We start from the raw sequence: 19934 nt of genomic DNA, 5'->3' as shown, positions 1-19934 counted from the left end.
GTTCGGGGCGGCCCTGACCGAGGAGAGACCGTGACCGTCGTCGTCGGATACATGCCCACCGCCCCCGGACACGCCGCGCTGGACGCCGCGATCCGTGAGGCCGAGCGCCGTGGCACCGACCTGGTGGTGGTCCAGCCGCGGCCGAAGCGCCACCAGCCGCCGGAGGTGGGGGCCGACATCGACGTCGAGCGGGAGAAGCTCTCCCGCTCCGGGCTGCGCTACGAGCTGCGGGAGCCCGACCACGACAGCGACCCCGCGGACGTCATCCTCGACACCGCCCGGGAGCGGGAGGCCGAGCTCATCGTGCTCGGCATCCGCCGCCGCTCTCCCGTGGGCAAGATCATCATGGCCAGCACCGCCCAGCGCGTCCTGCTCGAGAGCCCCTGCCCGGTGCTGAGCGTGAAGGCCGTCTACGACTGAGCACCACGTGTTGTTTCTGTTTTCGAAATATTAGGCTGGTGCCGGACCCGGGATCGGCGGCCGCCGAGCCGGGCCCGTCCCGACGCCGCCGGGACCGCTCCAGCCGCTTTCGAAAGGCCCGCCATGCCCTCCTCGGCCCCCACCAGGTCCCGCCCCGCCCCCTGGGCCGACGACACCCGGCCGCCGCGTCGTTCCCGCTGGACCACGCTGCTGCGCGTGCTCCTGCCGGCGCTGCTCATCGTGGGGTGGCTGGCCGTGGCCGGCGTCGGCGGGCCGTACTTCGGCAAGATCTCCGAGGTCTCCACGAACGACCAGTCCAGCTTCCTGCCGGAGTCCACCGAGTCCACCCGCGTCACGAACCTGCAGGGCGAGTTCCGGGACTCGGACGCGATCCCCGCGATCGTGCTCCTCGTGCGGGAGGGCGGCCTGGAGCCGGCGGACCGCGCGTGGGCGGAGCAGACCGTGGCCTCCGTGCAGGACAGCGAACCGGTCGAGGGCCGCCTGTCCCCGCCCATCCCCTCCGAGGACGGCGAGGCCCTCCAGGTCGTGGTGCCGCTGCCGGACGGTGAGGTGGTCGAGGACGTCGAGACGCTCTCGGATCGGTTCGCGGAAGACCGCCCGGAGGGACTGCAGGCCTACGTCACCGGCCCCGCCGGGTTCACCGCGGACCTGGTAGCCGGCTTCGAGGGCATCGACGGCCTGCTGCTGGGCGTGGCGCTGGCCGTGGTCTTCGTGATCCTGCTGGTGGTCTACCGCTCCCCGGTCCTGCCCGTCCTCGTCCTCCTGACCTCGGTCTTCGCCCTGAGCGCCGCGATCCTGGTCGTCTACTGGCTGGCCGCCAACGACCTCGTGACCATCAGCGGCCAGGTCCAGGGCATCCTGTTCATCCTCGTGGTGGGCGCGGCCACCGACTACTCCCTGCTGTACACGGCCCGGTACCGCGATGCCCTGCTGCACCACCGCGGCCGGGCCGAGGCGACCCGGGCGGCGCTCAAGGGGTCCGTCGAGCCGATCGTCGCCTCCGGCGCCACGGTCATCGCCGGTCTGCTGTGCCTGCTGCTGTCCGACCTCGCCTCCAACCAGGCGCTCGGCCCGGTGGCCTCGGTGGGCATCGTGATGTCGATCCTGGCCGCCCTGAGCTTCCTGCCCGCGGTGCTCTACGCCACCGGCCGCGGCGCCTTCTGGCCGTTCCGGCCCCGCTTCGACGCCTCCGGGGCCGAGCGCGTGCGCGTAGTCGGCCACGGGGCCGGCCACCGTCCGACCGTGGAGGGCCGGGGCGTGTGGGCGTCCGTGGCCCGCTTCGTGGCCCGCGCCCCGCGGGCGATCTGGGTCGTGACCACGGCGGTGCTGCTGGTGCTGGCAGGGTTCAGCACCCAGTTCCAGGCCACGGGCGTGGAGCAGAGCGAGCTCGTGCTCGGGGAGTCGCAGGCCCGGGACGGCCAGGAGGCCCTCGCGGAGCACTTCCCCGGCGGCTCCGGCAGCCCGGCGGTCGTGCTGGTGCCCACCGGGTCCCTGGACGCGGCGGTCGCGGCGGTCGAGGACACCGAGGGCGTCGCCGACGTGGCCGCCGTCGCCAACGACTCGCCCTCCGGCACCCTGCCCCTGGGGGAGAACGCGGCCCCGCCGGTCGGTCCGTTCGCCGGCGTGGAGCCGACCGAGGCCGAGGGCCTCTACCAGCTCCAGGCGACCCTGGCCGACGCCGCGGACTCCCCCGCCGCCGAGCAGACCGTCCGTGAGCTGCGGGAGAACCTCTCCGCGGTGGACGAGGAGATCCTGGTGGGCGGGACCACTGCGACGAACCTCGACACCAACGAGACCTCGATCGCCGACCGCACGCTGATCATCCCGGTGATCCTCGTGGTGATCACCCTGATCCTCATGCTCCTGCTGCGCTCGGTACTGGCCCCCGTGCTGCTGATCCTCACGACCGTGATCTCGTTCTTCTCCGCCCTGGGCGTCTCCGCCCTGGTGTTCGAGCACGTCCTGGGGCTGCCCGGCGCCGACCCCTCGGTGCCGCTGTTCGGCTTCGTGTTCCTCGTGGCCCTGGGCATCGACTACAACATCTTCCTGATGTCCCGGGTGCGGGAGGAGTCCCTGGTGCACGGCACGCGGGCCGGCATCCTGCGGGGACTGACCCTCACGGGCGGGGTGATCACCTCCGCGGGGATCGTGCTCGCGGCGACGTTCGCGGCCCTGGCCGTCATCCCGATCATGTTCCTGGTGCAGCTGGCGTTCATCGTGGCGTTCGGGGTGCTGCTGGACGCACTGATCGTCCGCTCGCTGCTGGTGCCCGCCCTGACCTACGACATCGGGCGGGCCATCTGGTGGCCCGCCCACCGGCGGATCGAGCCCTGACCCGGCAGGACCCCGGGGTGCCCGTTCAGGCGGCGTGGTGGCCGGAGCGGCGGGCGACGACGGGGATCCGGTTCGTCACCGGACGCGCCTCCTCCTCGGCCACCGGCTCCGCCGCCGGTGCCTGCTCGGCGGCGTCCCACCCCGCGCCCTCCTGCTGCCAGCCGAACCCGTAGGCCAGCGCGGGCACGAGCAGGTTGGCCAGTCCGCAGCCCACGGCGAGCCCGGCCCACGCGACGGGGAACGAGGCGAGGACGTCGAGCGGGTAGTGCACGCCCAGGTAGAGCCGGGAGACCCCGACGAGCGCGGCGACCCCCACGCCCGCGGCTAGGACCGCCGGCCCCCGCCCGGACCGGCGCACCGCGAGGCAGAAGGCCGCCGCGATCGCCAGGGCGGCGCCGGTGTGCCCGGAGGGGAACGACGTGATGCCGTCCACCAGGACGAGCGGCTCGGCGAGCGTCGCGGCATCCGGGCGGGCCCGCCCGACCGCCACCTTGGTCAGGGCGACCGCGCCCCAGCCGCAGAGCGCGGTGACGGCGAAGCCGGCCGCGTCCCAGGGGCGCCGCCGGCTCCGGGCGAGCCAGGCGGTGAGGGCGATGACGATGGCGAACGCCCCGGGGGTGGAGAAGGCGTGGTGCAGGACGAGCGCCGTCAGGTCGAGCGCGCCGGAGCGCGCGACGTCGAGCTGCTGCAGGACCTCGGTCTCACGAGCCGCGATCCCCGGCGAGTACACCAGGAGCCGCCCCACCGTCGCCGTGGCGAGCACGACGATGAAGGGGACGACCACCCACTGGTGCAGCTGGGGCAGGGACCAGGTGGAGCGGGCCGGCCGGGGGGAAGAGTGCTGTGCCGGTAATGCCATGGTGCCCACCATGACATACACCACGTGCGTGCAACGGCCGAGCAGGCCTCTGACAAGGGTCTTCGCGAAAATTTCTCCGCCCGGACACAGAGAATGACAAATCATGAAGCTGTTCGGGGGACAGCACGGCACCCGACCGCTCGCATGACGCCACGTGTCGTGGCTCCGGTCACCTGCGGACCCCGCAACCCCCAGAGGCTGATGATCTCAGCGCTGTTCCGTTTCACGTGGAACAACTGCGGGATTGGCACGAAGATCAAGCGGGAGAAGTTGTGCCTCTGCCCACCCTTCGACGCGGGGTGGGCCACCGCCGACGACCCCGAGACGGTCGGCTCGTCCCCCATCCAGGGGACAATGACGTGCCGCGAGAGCCGCACTAGACTGATCGGCCAACGAGGCCCCGCACCACCCGACCGACGATGGAGCACCCGTGTTCAAGAAGGACCCGTCCCGCCGCGCCCGACCGGCCGCCTCCCACACCGAGGCCGCTCAGCACGTGGCGGAGGGAGGGGTCGCGATCTACTGGCGGCCCGGCTGTCCGTTCTGCGGCATGCTCGAACGCGGCCTCGCCGAGGACGCCGACCGCGCCACGTGGACGAACATCTGGGAGGACCGCGACGCCCAGGCGTTCGTCGAGTCCCTCAACGACGGCAACGCCACCGTGCCCACGGTGGTCACCCGGGACGAGCACTTCGTGGCGGCATCCCGCGAGCAGGTGGCCCGCACGAGGGCACTGATCGCGAACTCCGCCGCCGCGCGCTGAGCGCCGGCGCCCGGTGCGCCGCTGCCCCCCGGCCGGACCGCGGGGTGCGAGCGGGGCGGCCCCAGGACGACGGCTGACCCCTGTCTTCAACCTATGAATGATGGGTAGAATCACAATTCAGCACATGTTCACCGGCGAAAGAGGACGGCGATGTCCGAGTCCGCCGAGCCCCGCGCCAAGCCCGGCTCGCAGACGTCCCTGCGCAACGCCAACCAGCGCCGCGTGCTCGACACCGTGCGCCGCAACGGCCGCCTGACGCAGGCCCAGATCTCCCGGCGCACCGCGCTGGCGCCGTCGACCGTGTCCAACATCGTGCACGAGCTCATCGGCGCCGGGCTGCTCGTCATGGAGGCCGACAACGCGGGCCGCCGCGGCCAGCTGATCAGCTTCAGCGGGTCGGCCGGCCACGTGGTGGGCATCGACGTGGGGCACCGGCACCTCACGGTCGCGGTCGCCGACCTCAACCAGCGGATCCTCGCCCAGCGGCGCCACGACCTGCCCGCCGGGCACCGCTTCGCCGACGACCTCGAGCTCGCGGGGCGGGCCCTCGATGACCTGCTGGAAGGCCTCGGCACCGCCCGCCCGGAGCTGCTCGCCGCGGGCCTCACCCTGCCGGCGCCCGTCGACCTGGACGGCCGGCTCATCAGTGCGAGCGCGATCCTGCCCGCCTGGAGCGGGATCGACGTGCGCGAGGAGGCCGGCCGGCGGCTCGGCCTGCCCGTCGTGGTCGAGAACGACGCCAACGCGGGTGCTCTGGGCGAGCACGTGTGGGGCGCCGGGCGCGGAGCGCGCAACATGGCCTACATCAAGATCGGCCACGGGGTGGGCTCGGGCCTCATCCTCAACGGCGCCCTCTTCCGCGGCGCCACGGGATCGGCGGGCGAGATCGGCCACTCGACCGTCGACGAGCGGGGCCGGGTGTGCCGGTGCGGCAACCGCGGCTGCCTCGAGACCTACGTCTCCTCGGAGGAGACCACCCGGCTGCTGGCCGACACGCACGGCCCGGACCTCACGATCCGCGACCTCGTGGCCGCCGCGGCCGCCGGGGACGTCGGCTGCGCCCGGGTGATCGGGGACACGGGACGGATGCTGGGCACCAGCGTGGCCAACCTGTGCAACATCATCAACCCCGAGCTCGTGGTCATCGGCGGGGAGATCTCCCGCGCCGGGGACCTGCTGCTCGACCCGCTGCGCGAGATCGTCTCCCGCTACGGGGTCCGCGGCAGCGTGCAGGACCTTCGGATCGAGGCCGCCCGGCTCGGCATCCAGGCCCACGTGGCGGGCGCCGTCATCCTGGCCCTGCAGCACGCGGAGCTGCCGGCCGGGGCCGGGCCGACCCGCTGAGCGGGAGAGCGCGTCCATCGTGTTCAACTAATGGACATCCGGTGCGCCGAGTTCTACTGTGGACCGGACCACACGATCCCCTCGACGTCGGCCGGTGCGTCCGTCCCGGGGTGCGGAGGCCGGCGCCCCGGCCCCTCGCCGAAATCCTCACCAGCAAGGGAGCTGTCCGATGAGTCAAGACGCCACGACCCCGCCGGTCGCGGAGCACCCCAACACCTCGGCCGTCATCAAGATCAGCATCATCGCCGCCTTCGGCGGATTCCTCTTCGGCTACGACTCCGCCGTCATCAACGGAGCCGTCGCGTCCATCCGGACCGAGTTCAACATCGGTGCCGCCGTGCTCGGCACCACCGTGGCCTCGGCCCTCCTCGGCGCAGCGGTGGGCGCCTTCTTCGGCGGCCGGATCGCCGACCGGCTGGGCCGCGTGCCCGTCATGAAGATCGCCGCCGTGATGTTCCTGCTCAGCGCGCTCGGCTGCGGCCTGGCGTACCACCTGGGCTGGTTCATCCTCTGGCGGGTGGTGGGCGGCGTGGCCGTCGGCGTCGCCTCCGTCATCGCCCCGGCCTACATCGCGGAGGTCGCCCCCGCCGCCGTGCGCGGTCGCCTCGGCTCGCTCCAGCAGCTGGGCATCGTGCTCGGCATCTTCGTCTCGCTGACGGTCGACGCCCTGCTGGCCGCCTGGGCCGGCGGCGCGGACGAGACCCTCTGGCTGGGCCTGGAGGCCTGGCGCTGGATGTTCCTGGCGATGGCCGTTCCCGCGGTGACCTACGGCATCGGTGCCTTCGCCATTCCGGAGTCCCCGCGGTACCTGGTCCTCGCCGGGCGGGCCGACGACGCCCGGCACGTGCTCACCGGTCTGCAGGGCATCGTCTCGGCGAACGACCGCGTCCAGGCGATCCAGCAGTCCGTCCGCTCCGAGCACCGGCCCCGCATGTCCGACCTGCGCGGTCGCATGGCCGGGCTGAAGCCGATCGTGTGGGTGGGCATCGGCCTGGCCGCGCTGCAGCAGTTCGTGGGCATCAACGTGATCTTCTACTACTCCAACGTGCTGTGGCAGTCGGTGGGGTTCACCGAGGCCGACTCGTTCACGATCACCGTGATCACCTCGGTCACCAACGTCGTCGTGACCGTCGTGGCGATCGCCCTGGTCGACAAGGTCGGACGCCGGCCGCTGCTGCTCGTGGGGTCCACGGGCATGACCCTGTCCCTGGCGACCCTGGCCGTCCTGTTCGCCACGGCCGACGTCGTCGACGGCGCCCCGGTGCTCGGCCCCGTCGCCGGGCCGGTCGCCCTGGTGGCGGCCAACCTCTTCGTGGTGTTCTTCGGCGTCTCCTGGGGCCCGATGATGTGGGTGCTGCTCGGCGAGATGTTCCCCAACGCCATCCGCGGCGCGGCCCTGGCCGTCGCCGGCTTCGTGCAGTGGGTCGCGAACTTCCTGGTCACCGTGACCTTCCCGCCGCTGGCCGAGGCCTCCCTCGGGCTCGCCTACGGGCTGTACGCGCTCTTCGCGCTGATCTCCCTGGTGTTCACGATCAAGATGGTGCGGGAGACCACCGGCATCGAGCTGGAGGACATGCAGGACTGAGCCGGCGCCCCGGCTCCGGCGACGACGGCGGTCCGCCTTCCCTTCCGGGGGAGGCGGACCGCCGTCGTTTCCCGCTGCGGAGGCGTCCTCCGCGGTGCTCCCCGTGTTCACCACCGCACGGCGCCGGACGCGGGCTGTGCACTCTTCGTTACCCCTCGGTGACTGCCAGGACACGCATCGCCGCCGACTTCGGGTATTTTCGGGACAGCTGTGTGCGGCCCGGGCCCCCGAACCGGTCCCGACCCACCCAGTCCCACCGCTCCATTTTCAACGGCGAAAAGGAACCACGTTGACCCAGACCACTGCGGATCCCGCATCCCCTGCTGAGACCACTGCCCGGAAGTCGGCGGGCCACGTGATCGTGGACACGCTCGTGGCGCACGGGGTGGAACGCGCCTACGTGGTGCCGGGCGAGTCCTATCTCGACGTGCTCGACGGTCTGCACGGCTCCCCGATCGCCACGGTGGTGTGCCGGCACGAGGGCGGGGCGGCGTACATGGCCGAGGCCGACGGGAAGATGAACCCGGTGCCCGGGGTGGCGATGGTGACCCGCGGGCCCGGGGCGGCCAACGCCCACGTGGGGCTGCACACCTCCTGGCAGGACTCCACCCCGATGGTGCTGTTCGTGGGGCTGATCCCCTTCGAGCACCGGGACAAGGAGGCCTTCCAGGAGTTCGACCCGCACGCCTGGTTCGACTCCGGGGCCAAGCGGGTGATGGTCCTCGACCACGCCGAGCGGGCCTCCGAGATCGTGGCCGAGGCGTTCTTCGCCGCCAACTCCGGCCGGCCCGGCCCGGTGGTGGTGGGGCTGCCCGAGGACATCATCCGCACCCAGATCGACCCCGCCCTGCACCCGCCGATCCCGGTGGCCACCGGCGGGATGACGGTCCACGACTGGAAGGCCCTGCGCGATGCGCTCTCGGCGGCGGAGAAGCCGCTGTTCGTCACCGGCGGCAACGACTGGACGACCGCCGGGGCCGAGGGCCTGACCCGGTGGCTGGAGGAGCACCACCTGCCGGCCGCCGCGGAGTGGCGCACCGAGGGCACCGTTCCGTTCGACTCCGACTCCTACGTGGGCCCGATCGGCTACGGCCGCCCGCAGGCCACCTTCGAGATGCTGGAGGAGACCGACCTGCTGGTGTTCGTGGGCACGGTGCCCGGGGACGTGATCACCAACGGGTTCCTGGTCCGCCAGGACTGGGAGAAGAAGAACTTCCTGGTCACCATTGACCCCTCCCTGCGCGGGCGCTCCGGTCCGGTGTCCTACCAGATCGTGGCCAAGCCCGATGTGTTCGTGCGCGACCTGGTGCGCATCGACCTGCCCGTCAAGGAGGTCTGGAAGGAGTGGACCGCCCGCCTGCGGGCCAAGCAGGTCGAGTTCTCCACCCCCGCCCCGATGGTCACCGCCGAGACCCCGGCCGACGCCCCGGCGCGGATGGACACCATGTTGGCCCACCTGGTGGCCGGGCTGCCGGACGATGCGATGGTGACCTTCGGGGCCGGGGAGCACACCAACTTCGCCCACCGCTACTTCCCCACCCGCGGCTACGCGACGATGATCTCCGCGCGCAACGGCTCGATGGGCTACTCGGTGCCCTCGGCGGTGGCCGCCTCGCTGCGCTACCCGGGCCGGCGGGTGGTGACCATCGCCGGGGACGGGGAGTTCCTGATGAACGGCCAGGAACTGGCCACCGCCGCCCAGTACGGGGCCACCCCACTGGTGATCGTGATGGACAACCAGGAGTACGGCACCATCCGCACCCACCAGGAACGCGACTACCCGCACCGGGTCTCGGGCACCCAGCTGGTCAACCCCGACTTCGCGCTCATGGCCGCCGCCTTCGGCGGCTACGGGGTGCGCGTGGAGCACCAGGCGGACATCCCCGGCGCCCTCGAGGCCGCCCTGCACGCCATCGACGAAGAAGGCCGCTTCGCCCTGATCCACCTCATCGTCGAACAGCGCGTCAAGGCCTACTGACCCGGCTCCGGCCGGCGCACCTGACCGGCGCGCGCCGGCGACCGATCCCTGTCACGGGAGACGGCCGCCGGCGCGCCACTGGTGGCGTTCCCGGAGCGTCGGCGCCCCGGGGTGCCGACGCTCCCGGGGCGCCGGCGTGTTCGGGCGGATCCGGCTCCCGGCGGAGGCCGCAGAGCGCGCGGGCGCACGCAGACACCGCCGGCGGATGCCGCGGACCGGGCGGGCTCGGCCCGTCGGCGGAGGCCGCAGCGCCCGGGGGGCCTCAGCCCGCCAAGGGGTGCGCCAGCTCGTCCTCGCGCATCCGGCCGGCCCACAGCGCCACGAACCCCAGCACGGGGGTCAGCACGGCCACGGTCCAGAAGATCACCGGCAGCGGCACGACCTGGGCGACGGGCCCCGCGATCGCCATCGACACCGGCATGAGGGCGATGGAGACGAAGAAGTCGAGGCTGGAGACCCGTCCGAGCATGTGCCGCGGGACCCGGCGCTGCAGTAGCGTGCCCCACAGCACCATGCCCGCGCCGTCACCGGCGCCGACGCACGCGAGACACACCGCCATGACCCAGAACGACTCCGTGGTCGCCACCAGACCGAACGGCAGCGTCCCGAGCCCCCAGAGCCCGATCATCCAGCTGAGATAGCGCCGCGGCAGGGGCAGTGAGGCCACCACCAGCGAGGCCAGCGCACTGGCCCCGCCGTAGCACGCCAGCAGGTAGCCGAAGGTGGCGGCGTCCCCGCCCAGCCGGTCCCGCACGAGGAAAGGGACGAGCACCTCCAGGGGCCCCAGCAGCAGGAAGACCGCGCACACCGCCCACAGCAGGGTCCACAGCAGCCACGGCGTGTGCACGGTGTAGCGCACGCCCTCCATGAGATCGCGCCGCACGGACGCGAACACGCCCCCGGACGTCTCCGACGTCCCCGCGACGGACTCCGCGCCCGGCACCGAGCCGGCGACCGGCTCCGCAGCCGACTCCACGGCCGACTCCGCAGCCGACCTCACCTCCGGCTCCACCGTCGGCTCCACCGTCGATGCCGCGGCCGGGTCCCCGAGCTGCGCCCGGGCCGTCGGGCCCGTCACGGGCAGCGACTCCCGCTCGGGCACGTGCAGGCGCAGCAGCAGCACGAGCGCCGCGAGGTGGCAGGCGGCGATCAGGGCGACCGCCCCGCCGGGAGCCAGGAGCCCGATGAGCACGCCGGCCACGGCGGGGCCGGCCGCCTGCTGCAGCAGCGGGCGCGCCGTGCCCTCCACCCCGTTGGCGGCGAGCAGCTGCCGCGCGGGCAGGACCCGGGGCAGCGCGGCCGAGTACGCCGGGTAGAAGAAACCCACGCCGGCGCCGAACACGAACGCCGCGGCGCCGAGGTGCCACAGTCGCAGCCCACCGGTCAGGGCGAGCACCGCGACCGTCCCCGCCGTGAGGGCATTCGCGGTCTCGACCAGGCGCAGCAGGGCCGCCAGCGGGAAGCGGTCCGCCGCGATGCCGCCCACGAGCACGACCACCAGCATGCCCAGGGCACCCACGGCCGTCACGGCCGAGAGGTCCACGGCCGTCCCGTCCAGCTCCAGGACCTGGTTCACCAGGGCCACCGCCCACATCCCCGCGCCGAAGACGCTGACGAACATCGCGAAGGCGAGCACACGGTACTCGCCGAGCCGGAAGGGCTCCAGCGCGCGGGGCAGGGGCATGGTGCCAGTCTACGGAGCGGTCCACGGGACGCCGCGGTGGTGGCCACCGCCCGGTCCGTAGCAGACTGGGGCGGTGCAGACCTTCCTCCCCTACCCGGACTTCGCCCGCTCCGCCCGTGCCCTGGACCGCAAGCGGCTCGGCAAGCAGCGGGTGGAGGCCCTCCAGGTGCTGCGCGCGGCCACGGTTCCCGGCTACGGCTGGTACCGGCACCCGGCCACGGCGATGTGGACCGGGCACGTGCCCGCACTGGTGGCCTACGGGCGGGCGATGGTCGACGAGTGGACCGCCCGCGGCGGGGCCGACAGCACCGCGTGGCAGATCCGGGAGTTCGCCCCGGAGGCCTGGGACCGGTATCCCGACGACGGAGTGGCGCAGCCGCCCCCGTGGCTGGGCGACGACGCGTTCCACCGCTCCCACCGGTCCAAGCTGCTGAGCAAGGACGAGGAGCTCTACCGGGACGTGTTCCCGGACGACACCGCCGGCCTGGACTACGTGTGGCCGGAACCCGCGCAGGCCCGCACTCCTCCCGCCGAGCCGCCGCACGGCCGGCGCGCCTGGGTCCTGGCGCCGGGGACGCACGAGGCCGCCGGCGGCGCCGTCCTCGTCCCGTTCCGCGTGCCGGAGGGGGTGCGGGAGAACCACTGGATGGCGGCGGTGGCACGCGTCGAGCAGGAGCTGCAGGAGGGTGAGCCCGTGCTCCTGCTGCACGGGCCGCCCGGCCCCGAGCAGCTCGTGGAGCGGACCGTGCTGCGCGAGAACGTGCACCACGCCGTCGCGGGGTTCTCCCTCGAGCTCGAGCCCGGGGAACGGGTCCTGCGCCGGGAGCTGCCGGCCCCCGCACGGCTGCAGTCCCCGCGCCCAGTCTTCGCCGTCCCCGCCGAGGCCGTGGGCGCCGGCGCGTGAGCCCGGCCGTCGTGCTCGGCCCGGCCCTGCTGGGCCTGGGCTCGGGCCTGGCCCTCATCGTGGCCATCGGGGCGCAGAACGCCTTCGTCCTCCGGCAGGGCCTGCGCCGCGAGTTCGTCGGCACCGTGGTGGCGCTGTGCGCGGTCTCCGACCTGATCCTGATCGCCGCCTCCGTGGCCGGCACCTCCCTCCTGGAGCAGGTGGCGCCCTGGCTGATGAGCGCCCTGCGCTGGGCCGGGGCGGCGTTCCTGCTGGGCTACGGGCTGCTGGCCGCCCGGCGGGCGCTGCGACCCGCGGGCGGCCTGGTGGCGGCAGGTGCGGCGCCGCCCGGCCGCGGCCGGGTGGCGCTCACCGCGCTGGCCCTGACCTGGCTCAACCCCCACGTCTACGTGGACACCGTCCTGGTCATGGGATCGCTGGCCAATGCCCAGGGCGAGCAGCTGCGCTGGTGGTTCGCCGCCGGGGCGATGACCGCCAGCGTGCTGTGGTTCGGGGGTCTGGGGTGGTGCGCCACCCGTCTGCGGCGGTTCTTCGCGGCGCCCGCCTCCTGGCGGGTGCTCGACGGCGCGCTCGCGCTGCTCATGCTCGTGCTCGCCCTGGAGCTCGCGCTGGGCGCCTGACGGGCACCCGGCGGGCGCGCCCCCATTCATCTCCTGTCATGCGGGAGCACCGAGGCAAAGGGTCGGTAGCATGTCACTCACCCGGTGCCCGTCGTGCCGGACGGCAGGAGGCGCACATGCGAGGGTCCCACGTTCCCGCCACGGGGACGATCACCGTCACGGACTGGCCGGATCCGCAGGCCACGGAGCCGGGTCAGCTGGTGGTGCGGATGCTGCACGCCTCGATCTGCGGCTCGGACCTGCACGTGGTCTTCCACGGCCTGCTGCACGCCGAGGGCCCCCGCCGACCCGGCTATCCCGGTCACGAAGGGGTCGGGGTGGTGGTGCAGTCCCGGTCGAAGCACGTCCCGGAGGGCGCGCTCGTGCTCACCGTTCCGCAGGGGGAGACGGGCGGGTGCTTCGCCGAGCTGCAGCTGCTGGACGACCGGCACGTCGTCGAGCTTCCCGCCGGCACCGACCCCACCGACTCCCGGCAGCTGCGTCGGCTCATGATGGCCCAGCAGTACGGCACCTGCCTCTACGCCATGCGCCAGTTCTGGCCCGTGGAGACGCCCGCCCGGCGTGCGCACACCTGCGTGGTGATGGGCGCCGGCTCCGCGGGGCTGTTCTTCGTGGAGGAGGCCCGGCGGCTGGGCTTCGAGCGCGTCGTCGCCTCCGACCTCGACCCCGGCCGGCTCGAGGTCGCCCGGGGACTCGGCGCCACCCCCGTGCACGTGCCGGAGCAGGACCTGGGCGAGGTCGTGGCCCAGGTGAGCGGCGGGCGCGGCGCCGACCTCGTGATCGAGGCCGTGGGGCACGACGTGCTGCGCGACCAGGCCGTCGACCTCGCGGCCCACCGGGGCGTGGTGGGCTTCTTCGGCCTGCCGGAGCGGCACGGGCCCACGGACATCCCGCTGTGGACGGCGTTCCGCAAGAACCTGCGGCTGCAGTGCTCCGTGGCGGCGCAGGCCGAGCCGGGGCTGACGTCCTTCCGCGAGGCGCTGCGCCGGATCTCGGAGGGCGAGATCGACGTGGAGCACTGCCTGGGCCCCGAGCTCCCCCTCGAGCGGCTGCCCGAGGCCATGCGGCGGGCCGAGGAGCACCGCCCCGGCGACATCAAGCTCACCGTGACGCCGTGACCGAGCGCCTCCGTCCCCTCGCCGGCTCCGCGGCGGACGACCGCCCCTCCACCGGCACCCCCGCCCTGCCCGCCGTGACCGCCACGACCCAGAGCTCGCTCGCCGTCCAGGTGATGGCGGCGGTGCGGCGGGCCGTCATGGCCGGGCAGATGGAGCCCGGGCGGCTGTACTCCGTGCAGCAGCTGGCCTCCGTCATGAACGTCTCCCGCAGCCCCGTGCGGGAGGGCCTCCTCCGGCTGGGCGAGGCCGGGCTGATCCGGTTCCACCGCAACCGCGGCTTCGAGATCGTCGAGGTCAGCCCCACCGACGTCGCGCAGATCCTCGCCGTGCGCACCGCCCTGGAGGTCCCCGCCGCCCGGCGGGCGGCGGGCCTCGCGCAGCCGCCGGACCTCGAGGGGGTCCGGGCGCAGTGGGAGACGATGCACGCGGCCGCGCGGGCGCAGGACCTCGAAGCGACCGCCGGGGCCGACGAGGGGCTGCACCTGGTCCTGCTCCAGCTCGCCGGGAACCAGCAGGCGGCGCGGCTCGTGGAGCGGCTGCGCGCCACCACGTCCTTCCTGGGCGTCGTGACGGCCACGACGCTCCGCCCGGTCGGCGAGCTCGCCGGGGAGCACGACGCCCTGGTGCAGGCGGTGCTCGCCCGGGACGGGGACGCCGCGGGAGAGGCGATGCGCGAGCACCTCGCCTCGACGGCAGAGCGGCAGATCGGCCAGGCGCTGCGCGCCCGGGGCACCCCCGAGCAGGACGTCCCGGACCTGGTGCACCGGATCTGGGGCGAGGCCTCCTCGGGGTACTGAGCGCGGCTCAGATCCCGGCGCCGCCGGGCCCGAGCGGGAGCCGGAGCTCGAAGCGGCAGTGGCCCTTCCCGTCGTCGCCCGCGGTGATCGTGCCCCCGTGGGCCGACGCGATCTCCCGGCTGATCGCCAGTCCCAGACCGGAGCCGCCAGTGTCCCGGGTCCGGGAGTCGTCCAGGCGCACGAACCGCTCGAAGACCCGCTCCCGGTCCTGCGGGGCGATGCCCGTGCCGTCGTTGTCCACGGTCACGACCGCCTCCTGTCCCTCCGTCCGCAGGGACACGGCGATCCACGACTCGGCGTGCCGCTCCGCGTTGGAGAGCAGGTTGCGCAGCACCTGCTGCAGCCGGCTCCCGTCCCCGCGGATCCGCACCGGCTCCACGTGCACACGGACCTCGTGCCGCGACGCGGGCCGCATCCGGGCGACCTCCTCCCGCACCACCTCGTCGAGGTCGGTGTCCGCGACGCGCAGCCGCAGCCCGGCGTCGTCGACCTTCGCCAGGGTCAGGAGATCCTCCACGAGCCGGCCCATCCGGCGGGACTGGGACCGGAGCACGGGAGCGACCTCGGGCCACATCGTGGCGGACGGGTCCGAGGCGGCCACCTCGATGGTGGTCGTCAGGGTCGCCAGCGGGCTGCGCAGCTCGTGGGAGGCGTCCGCCACGAACCGGCGCTGGGCCCGGTCGGAGGCCTCCAGCCGGTCGAGCATCCCGTTCATCGTCCCGGCGAGCGCGGCGACCTCGTCCCCGGTGGGCGGCACGTCCACCCGCTCCCCGAGGTTGGCGGTGCCGATCCGGCGCACCTGCCCGGTGATCCGCCGCACCGGGGCGAGGGAGCGGCCGACCAGGAACCACATGAGGGCGGACCCGAGCAGGGCCAGCACCGGCCCGCCGACGACCAGGAACAGGCTCACGGTCCGGATCGTGGTCTGCTGCAGCGCCATGGGCACGGCCACGGTGAGCGTGAAGGGCACGTCGTTGATGTACATGCCGTGCGAGACATAGACGAAGTCGTCGGCTCGCGGACCCGGTCCGGCGGTGTCCCCCGCGGAGTCGAAGGACTGCCCCGGCTCGAGCGTGGGCGGGGACAGGCCGGCGTCCAGTGTGGAGGCGGGCGAGGCGGCGACCAGCCGCCCGTCGGCGTCCTGCAGCTGCACGAGCACGCCCGGCCGCGCCATCCGCTGCATCAGCTCCCCGAGGCCGGAGGTCGTGTAGACGGCCGTCTCCCGGGCGGTGCCGCCGGCCGTCCGCGGCTGCCAGGGAACGCCGAGGTCCTGCAGGATCTCGGCCTGCCGGGCCACGGCCTGGTCGTGGGCGGCCCCCACGGCGGTGCGGTGCAGGAGCTCGAGCAGCACGGCCCCGGCCACGGCGACCACGAGCAGGATGAGCAGGCCCGCGGCGGCCGTGCTGCGCCGGCGCACGCCCCACCGCTCGAACGGCGACCTCCGGCGGGCGGTCACGCGCCCGGTGCCCCCGGCTCGTCGGGCACCAGGCGGTAGCCCATGCCGCGGACCGTCTGGAGGGTGGACAGGCCGAAGGGGGCGTCGATCTTCTTCCGGAGGTAGCCCACGTAGACCTCCACGATGTTCTCCGAGCCCTCGAAGCCGGCGTCCCAGGCGTTGTCCATGATCTGGAGCTTGGAGACCACCTTCTCCTTGTTCTGCAGGAGGTACTGCAGGATGACGTACTCCTTCGCGGTCAGCTCCAGGCGCTGCCCGCGGCGGGTCACGGTGCGGCGGACGGGATCCAGCTCCAGGGAGCCGGCGGAGAGCACCACCGGCCGCTCGGGGGCGCCCCGGCGGATGAGCGCCCGCAGCCGGGCGACGAGGACGAGGAAGCTGAAGGGCTTGGTCAGGTAGTCGTCGGCGCCCAGGTCGAACGCGTCGGTCTGGTCGTACTCGCCGTCCTTGGCGGTGAGCATCAGGACGGGGACCCAGTTCTCGGCGGCGCGCATCTCCTCGAGGACGGCGTAGCCGTTCTTGCCGGGCAGCATGAGGTCCAGGACCACGACGTCGTAGGGGTTCTCCCGGGCCAGCCACGCCCCGGTGATGCCGTCGTGGGCCACGTCGACCACGAAGCCCTCGTTCGTCAGGCCGCGGCGCACCGACTCCGCGAGGTCCACCTCGTCCTCCACCAGCAGCACGCGCACGCGTCCTCCCTCCTCACCGGCCGTCACGGGACCGTGCGGCCCGCCTCCAGTGTCCCGCACCGCCCTGAGGATCCGTTGAGGACGGCGCGCCCGCTCCGCCGGCGCCTTCTCCCCAACCGGTGCACAACGTTGTCCACAGGTGTGGAGAACCGTGTGCACAGCCGTCTCTCCACAGCGTTATTAACAGCTGTGGACGCCGCCGTGGCGCCGTCCACAGCAGGGGTCACAGGTGTGGAATTCCACGGCTGTAACTTGTCGACAGCTGGGGACAGAGCCTGTGGAGAACCCTGTGGCAGGACCCGTGCGGATCAGCGCCGGCGGCCCGCGCGCCGTCGTGCGGCCGCGGTGTAGCCGAAGGCCACGAGGGCCCCGGTGAGCAGTCCGCCGAGGTGGGCCTGCCAGGCGATGCCGGGGAAGAGGAAGCCGAAGACGATGTTGACGCCGATGAGCACGGCGATGGGGGTGATCGACTGCCCGAGGTGCCGCTGGAGGACGAAGAGGGCGCCGAAGAGCCCGAAGACGCCGCCCGAGGCGCCGACCACCAGGCTCAGCGGGTGGGAGAGCAGCAGGACGCCCACCGACCCGCCGAGGACGGAGAGCAGGAACAGCACCAGGAACCGGGTGCGGCCCAGCGCGGGCTCCAGCATCCGTCCGAACAGGTAGAGCATGTACATGTTCAGGAGCAGGTGGAACGGGCTGGACATCGAGTGCAGGAAGCCGCTCGTGAGCATCCGCCACGGCTCGGACGTGGTCATCACGGGAGCGTAGGCGAACATCTGGAGCAGGCTCACGCCCGCGGCCTGGACCAGCCACTGCAGGGCGTAGACCACGGCGTTGGCGCCGATGAGCCACCACGTGACGAGCATCGGCGAGCCCTGCGGCGCCCGGCCGCCCAGGCCGGTGCGCACGGCGGGGCGGCGGCGCGAGGCCTCCTGCACGCAGTCGACGCAGTGCACCCCCACCGCGGCCGTGCGCTGGCACTCCGGGCACACCGGGCGGCCGCACCGCTGGCAGGTGACGTAGCTGGGGCGGTCCGGGTGGCGCGGGCACACGGGGACCGCTCCCCCGGTGGACGCGCCGTACTGCGGTCGCTCGCCGCTCACTGGGACTCCTCGTGGCCCGGCCCGCGGGCCGGCATCGGTGAAAAGGATCGGTGGCAGAGGATTCGGTGGACGAGTACGGCGCAGGCCCGCCCGGATCGCTCCGGACGGGCCTGCGCCGTGGCCCCGGCGGCGCCGGGGCGGGGGTCCTGCTGGGGCCTAGAGCTGCTCGACGTCGATCGAGGTGATCACGCAGTCCTCGACCGGACGGTCCATGCCGCCGGTGCGGACGTTGTTCAGCTCGTCGACGACCTTCCGCGACGCGTCGTCGGCGACCTCGCCGAAGATGGTGTGCTTGCCCTGCAGCCAGGTGGTGGGGGCCGTGGTGATGAAGAACTGGGACCCGTTGGTGCCCCGTCCGTTGCGCTTGCCCGCGTTGGCCATGGCGAGGATGTAGGGCTCGTTGAAGTTGAGCTCGGGGTGGATCTCGTCGTCGAACTCGTAGCCCGGCCCGCCGATGCCCTGGCCCAGGGGGTCCCCGCCCTGGATCATGAAGTCGCGGATGATGCGGTGGAAGACCACGTCCTGGTACAGGGGACCGGTCTGCTTCTCGCCGGTGCGCGGGTCGCTCCACTCCTGGGTGCCGTCCGCGAGGCCGATGAAGTTCTTGACGGTCTTCGGGGCGTGGTTGCCGAACAGGTTCACGACGATGTCACCGTGGTTCGTGTGGATCGTCGCCTTGGCGGTGGGGATGGCAGAAGTCATGGGGTCATTCTTGCACGCGGGCAGAGGCCGCTCCGTGACGTCCCGTGGCGTTCAGCGCACAGTGAAAAGCCCCGGTATCGCGCGGGAGCGCCTCCATCCGGGTGGGATCTGCCCGTATGCTGACCATGGATTGTCACGACCCGAGGAGGGATGGATTCATGAGCTTCACGAAGTCCAAGAGCGAGAAGAAGGCCACCGCGGCGCAGAAGGCCGCGGAGAGCAAGGTGCTCGACGCCGGCAAGTGGGCGTCCAAGGAGATCGGCGAGCTGGCACCCCGCCTGCAGCACAGCGTCGAGGCGGGTGCCGCCGCCCTCGCCGGTGGTGTGGCGACCGCCGGGCCGAAGGTCCAGGAGAGCCTCGGCCGGGCGCACGACCTGTCCGGCTCCGCGAAGCTGAAGGCCGCCGCCGTCACCGCACCGGTCGCCGCGAAGGCGTCCAAGGCCGCGGCCCCCGTCGCCGCGAAGGCCGCCGACCGCGCCGCCGAGGGCCGCGCCGCGGTGCAGGCGAAGTACGCCGGTGCCGCCGCCCTGCTCGCGGGCAAGTTCGCGGACGCGGACACCCCCGAGCAGCTCGAGGCCATCGTCGCCAAGCTGACCGGTGACAAGAAGGCCGTGGCCAACGCCAAGAAGGCCGCCGCGAAGGTCGCCAAGGACTACGCCAAGCAGCAGAAGAAGGCCGAGAGCTCGCACAAGGGCCTGCTGGTGCTGGGCCTGCTGGTCGCCGGCGGCGTCGCCGGCGTGGCCGCCTGGAAGGCGTCCCGCCCGGTCGAGGACCCCTGGAAGACCCCCGCGGCCACGTCCCCGCGCGTGACGGCCTCCCCGGTCGCCCAGCAGACCACCGTGGCCGCCGGCACCGGCGTGCAGGTGGACGACGTCAAGGACGCCACCACTCCGGCCGGCCAGTCCGGTGGTGTCTCCGGGGCCGCCGCCGAGGTCAAGGACAACGCCCAGTCCGTGGGCGAGGACGCCAAGGCCACGATCCACGAGGTCAAGGAGCAGATCCAGGGCAAGAAGGACGACAACGAGTCCTGAGCCCTCGCTCCCGCCGCGAAGGCCCCCGCTCCCGTCCCGGGAGCGGGGGCCTTCGCCGTGGTGCAGGATCGGGGACGCGGCACCGGGACGGTGCGTCGCGTCACCGGCGGTCGGATCGGCCCGGCGGCCGGGCACAGAAAATCCCGACCGAGCAGGCGCTCGATCGGGATCTCAGGTGGTGGAGGCGAGGGGACTCGAACCCCTAACCCTCTGCTTGCAAAGCAGATGCGCTACCAATTGCGCCACGCCCCCGCAGTGCCCGGACTACTCCACCTCGTCGGTGGCGTCCGCCCACGCGGTACGGTCGGCGTCGGTCTCCCGCAGCTTGGAGAGCACCGCGACCGACGCTCCGACCACGGCGAGAACCGCAGCCACTTTCCTGTTCACGCCTGCCTCCTGACATGCGAAAAAGGGAACCGTGGGCGTACCAGGAATTGAACCTGGGACCTCTTCGTTATCAGCGAAGCGCTCTAACCGTCTGAGCTATACGCCCTTCCGGCCCTTGCGGACCGAGAAGAAACGATAC

The 19934-nt window shown here is 73.0% G+C and carries 18 protein-coding genes and 2 tRNA genes; 11 read left to right on the top strand and 9 right to left on the bottom strand.

Annotated elements, in window-relative coordinates:
- Positions 1 to 30 precede the first annotated feature (30 nt).
- Positions 31 to 420, top strand: coding sequence for a universal stress protein (locus tag GMA12_RS07380; protein WP_162459608.1), 390 nt, complete (start codon positions 31 to 33; stop codon positions 418 to 420).
- A 123-nt stretch (positions 421 to 543) separates the two neighbouring features.
- Entirely contained in the window at positions 544 to 2775 is a 2232-nt protein-coding gene (locus GMA12_RS07375) for an MMPL family transporter (RefSeq protein WP_156268645.1), read from the top strand.
- A gap of 25 nt (positions 2776 to 2800) precedes the next feature.
- Here GMA12_RS07375 and GMA12_RS07370 read toward each other — a convergent pair whose 3' ends face one another.
- On the bottom strand, positions 2801 to 3634 hold the full coding sequence (locus GMA12_RS07370; protein WP_240898688.1) for a phosphatase PAP2 family protein: 834 nt from the start codon (positions 3632 to 3634) through the stop codon (positions 2801 to 2803).
- Positions 3635 to 4064: 430 nt separating this feature from the next.
- Here GMA12_RS07370 and GMA12_RS18530 point away from each other — a divergent pair, with 430 nt between their 5' ends.
- From GMA12_RS18530 to GMA12_RS07350, 4 genes are all read left to right on the top strand, one after another.
- Positions 4065 to 4397, top strand: a complete 333-nt coding sequence (locus GMA12_RS18530; protein ID WP_162459607.1) for a glutaredoxin domain-containing protein — start codon at positions 4065 to 4067, stop codon at positions 4395 to 4397.
- 150 nt (positions 4398 to 4547) lie between these two features.
- Entirely contained in the window at positions 4548 to 5741 is a 1194-nt protein-coding gene (locus GMA12_RS07360; RefSeq protein WP_156268641.1) for an ROK family transcriptional regulator, read from the top strand.
- A 169-nt stretch (positions 5742 to 5910) separates the two neighbouring features.
- Positions 5911 to 7326: a sugar porter family MFS transporter gene (locus tag GMA12_RS07355; RefSeq protein ID WP_156268639.1), complete on the top strand. Its 1416-nt coding sequence runs from the start codon at positions 5911 to 5913 to the stop codon at positions 7324 to 7326.
- A 289-nt stretch (positions 7327 to 7615) separates the two neighbouring features.
- Positions 7616 to 9304, top strand: a complete 1689-nt coding sequence (locus GMA12_RS07350) for a thiamine pyrophosphate-dependent enzyme (RefSeq protein ID WP_156268637.1) — start codon at positions 7616 to 7618, stop codon at positions 9302 to 9304.
- 262 nt (positions 9305 to 9566) lie between these two features.
- On the opposite strand, the gene GMA12_RS07345 is transcribed toward GMA12_RS07350, so the two are convergent.
- Positions 9567 to 10988, bottom strand: coding sequence for an MFS transporter (locus tag GMA12_RS07345; protein ID WP_156268635.1), 1422 nt, complete (start codon positions 10986 to 10988; stop codon positions 9567 to 9569).
- A 73-nt stretch (positions 10989 to 11061) separates the two neighbouring features.
- On the opposite strand from GMA12_RS07345, the gene GMA12_RS07340 reads away from it, so the two are divergent.
- The 4 genes from GMA12_RS07340 (at position 11062) to GMA12_RS07325 (ending at position 14427) form a co-directional block, all read left to right on the top strand.
- Positions 11062 to 11892 carry an MSMEG_6728 family protein gene (locus GMA12_RS07340; protein WP_156268633.1) on the top strand — a complete coding sequence of 277 codons (831 nt, stop codon included), beginning with the start codon at positions 11062 to 11064 and terminating at the stop codon, positions 11890 to 11892.
- Complete coding sequence (locus GMA12_RS07335) at positions 11889 to 12512, top strand: LysE/ArgO family amino acid transporter (RefSeq protein ID WP_370830669.1); 624 nt, start codon at positions 11889 to 11891, stop codon at positions 12510 to 12512. Before GMA12_RS07340 ends, GMA12_RS07335 begins: the two co-directional genes overlap by 4 nt.
- A 116-nt stretch (positions 12513 to 12628) precedes the next feature.
- Positions 12629 to 13630 (top strand): zinc-binding dehydrogenase, encoded by a 1002-nt coding sequence (locus tag GMA12_RS07330; protein ID WP_156268631.1) that lies wholly within the window; start codon positions 12629 to 12631, stop codon positions 13628 to 13630.
- Positions 13627 to 14427 (top strand): GntR family transcriptional regulator, encoded by an 801-nt coding sequence (locus GMA12_RS07325; RefSeq protein WP_156268629.1) that lies wholly within the window; start codon positions 13627 to 13629, stop codon positions 14425 to 14427. Before GMA12_RS07330 ends, GMA12_RS07325 begins: the two co-directional genes overlap by 4 nt.
- Before the next feature lie 7 nt (positions 14428 to 14434).
- Here the strand turns inward: GMA12_RS07325 and GMA12_RS19535 are convergent, their stop codons facing one another.
- The 4 genes from GMA12_RS19535 to GMA12_RS07305 form a co-directional block, all read right to left on the bottom strand.
- Complete coding sequence (locus tag GMA12_RS19535) at positions 14435 to 15883, bottom strand: sensor histidine kinase (RefSeq protein ID WP_156268627.1); 1449 nt, start codon at positions 15881 to 15883, stop codon at positions 14435 to 14437.
- Positions 15880 to 16572 carry a response regulator transcription factor gene (locus GMA12_RS07315; protein WP_162459606.1) on the bottom strand — a complete coding sequence of 231 codons (693 nt, stop codon included), beginning with the start codon at positions 16570 to 16572 and terminating at the stop codon, positions 15880 to 15882. Before GMA12_RS07315 ends, GMA12_RS19535 begins: the two co-directional genes overlap by 4 nt.
- A 308-nt stretch (positions 16573 to 16880) precedes the next feature.
- A complete protein-coding gene (locus GMA12_RS07310) occupies positions 16881 to 17675 on the bottom strand; it encodes a rhomboid family intramembrane serine protease (protein ID WP_162459605.1) in 795 nt (264 codons plus the stop codon).
- A gap of 156 nt (positions 17676 to 17831) precedes the next feature.
- On the bottom strand, positions 17832 to 18377 hold the full coding sequence (locus GMA12_RS07305; RefSeq protein WP_062735760.1) for a peptidylprolyl isomerase: 546 nt from the start codon (positions 18375 to 18377) through the stop codon (positions 17832 to 17834).
- Between the two features lie 158 nt (positions 18378 to 18535).
- Here GMA12_RS07305 and GMA12_RS07300 point away from each other — a divergent pair, with 158 nt between their 5' ends.
- Positions 18536 to 19408 carry a hypothetical protein gene (locus GMA12_RS07300; protein ID WP_156268623.1) on the top strand — a complete coding sequence of 291 codons (873 nt, stop codon included), beginning with the start codon at positions 18536 to 18538 and terminating at the stop codon, positions 19406 to 19408.
- A gap of 176 nt (positions 19409 to 19584) precedes the next feature.
- Here the strand turns inward: GMA12_RS07300 and GMA12_RS07295 are convergent.
- The 3 genes from GMA12_RS07295 to GMA12_RS07290 all read right to left on the bottom strand — a co-directional run bounded on the left by GMA12_RS07295 (position 19585) and on the right by GMA12_RS07290 (position 19901).
- Positions 19585 to 19660: transfer RNA gene (locus tag GMA12_RS07295), tRNA-Ala, on the bottom strand.
- A 12-nt stretch (positions 19661 to 19672) separates the two neighbouring features.
- Entirely contained in the window at positions 19673 to 19795 is a 123-nt protein-coding gene (locus GMA12_RS19260; RefSeq protein WP_276607371.1) for a hypothetical protein, read from the bottom strand.
- Between the two features lie 32 nt (positions 19796 to 19827).
- Positions 19828 to 19901, bottom strand: a tRNA-Ile gene (locus tag GMA12_RS07290).
- Positions 19902 to 19934: the final 33 nt, after the last annotated feature.

The organism is Kocuria sediminis, from assembly GCF_009735315.1.
In the GTDB taxonomy this organism is placed as follows: domain Bacteria; phylum Actinomycetota; class Actinomycetes; order Actinomycetales; family Micrococcaceae; genus Kocuria; species Kocuria turfanensis.
Note: the sequence above shows the minus strand (reverse complement) of the source record. Positions and strands in the feature narration are given on the sequence as shown.

Coding starts and splice junctions, on each gene's coding strand:
- GMA12_RS07360 (WP_156268641.1), top strand. CDS start 4,548: ATGTCCGAGTCCGCCGAGCCCCGCGCCAAGCCCGGCTCGCAGACGTCC.
- GMA12_RS07330 (WP_156268631.1), top strand. CDS start 12,629: ATGCGAGGGTCCCACGTTCCCGCCACGGGGACGATCACCGTCACGGAC.
- GMA12_RS07375 (WP_156268645.1), top strand. CDS start 544: ATGCCCTCCTCGGCCCCCACCAGGTCCCGCCCCGCCCCCTGGGCCGAC.
- GMA12_RS07345 (WP_156268635.1), bottom strand. CDS start 10,988: ATGCCCCTGCCCCGCGCGCTGGAGCCCTTCCGGCTCGGCGAGTACCGT.
- GMA12_RS07305 (WP_062735760.1), bottom strand. CDS start 18,377: ATGACTTCTGCCATCCCCACCGCCAAGGCGACGATCCACACGAACCAC.
- GMA12_RS07370 (WP_240898688.1), bottom strand. CDS start 3,634: ATGGCATTACCGGCACAGCACTCTTCCCCCCGGCCGGCCCGCTCCACC.
- GMA12_RS07355 (WP_156268639.1), top strand. CDS start 5,911: ATGAGTCAAGACGCCACGACCCCGCCGGTCGCGGAGCACCCCAACACC.
- GMA12_RS07300 (WP_156268623.1), top strand. CDS start 18,536: ATGAGCTTCACGAAGTCCAAGAGCGAGAAGAAGGCCACCGCGGCGCAG.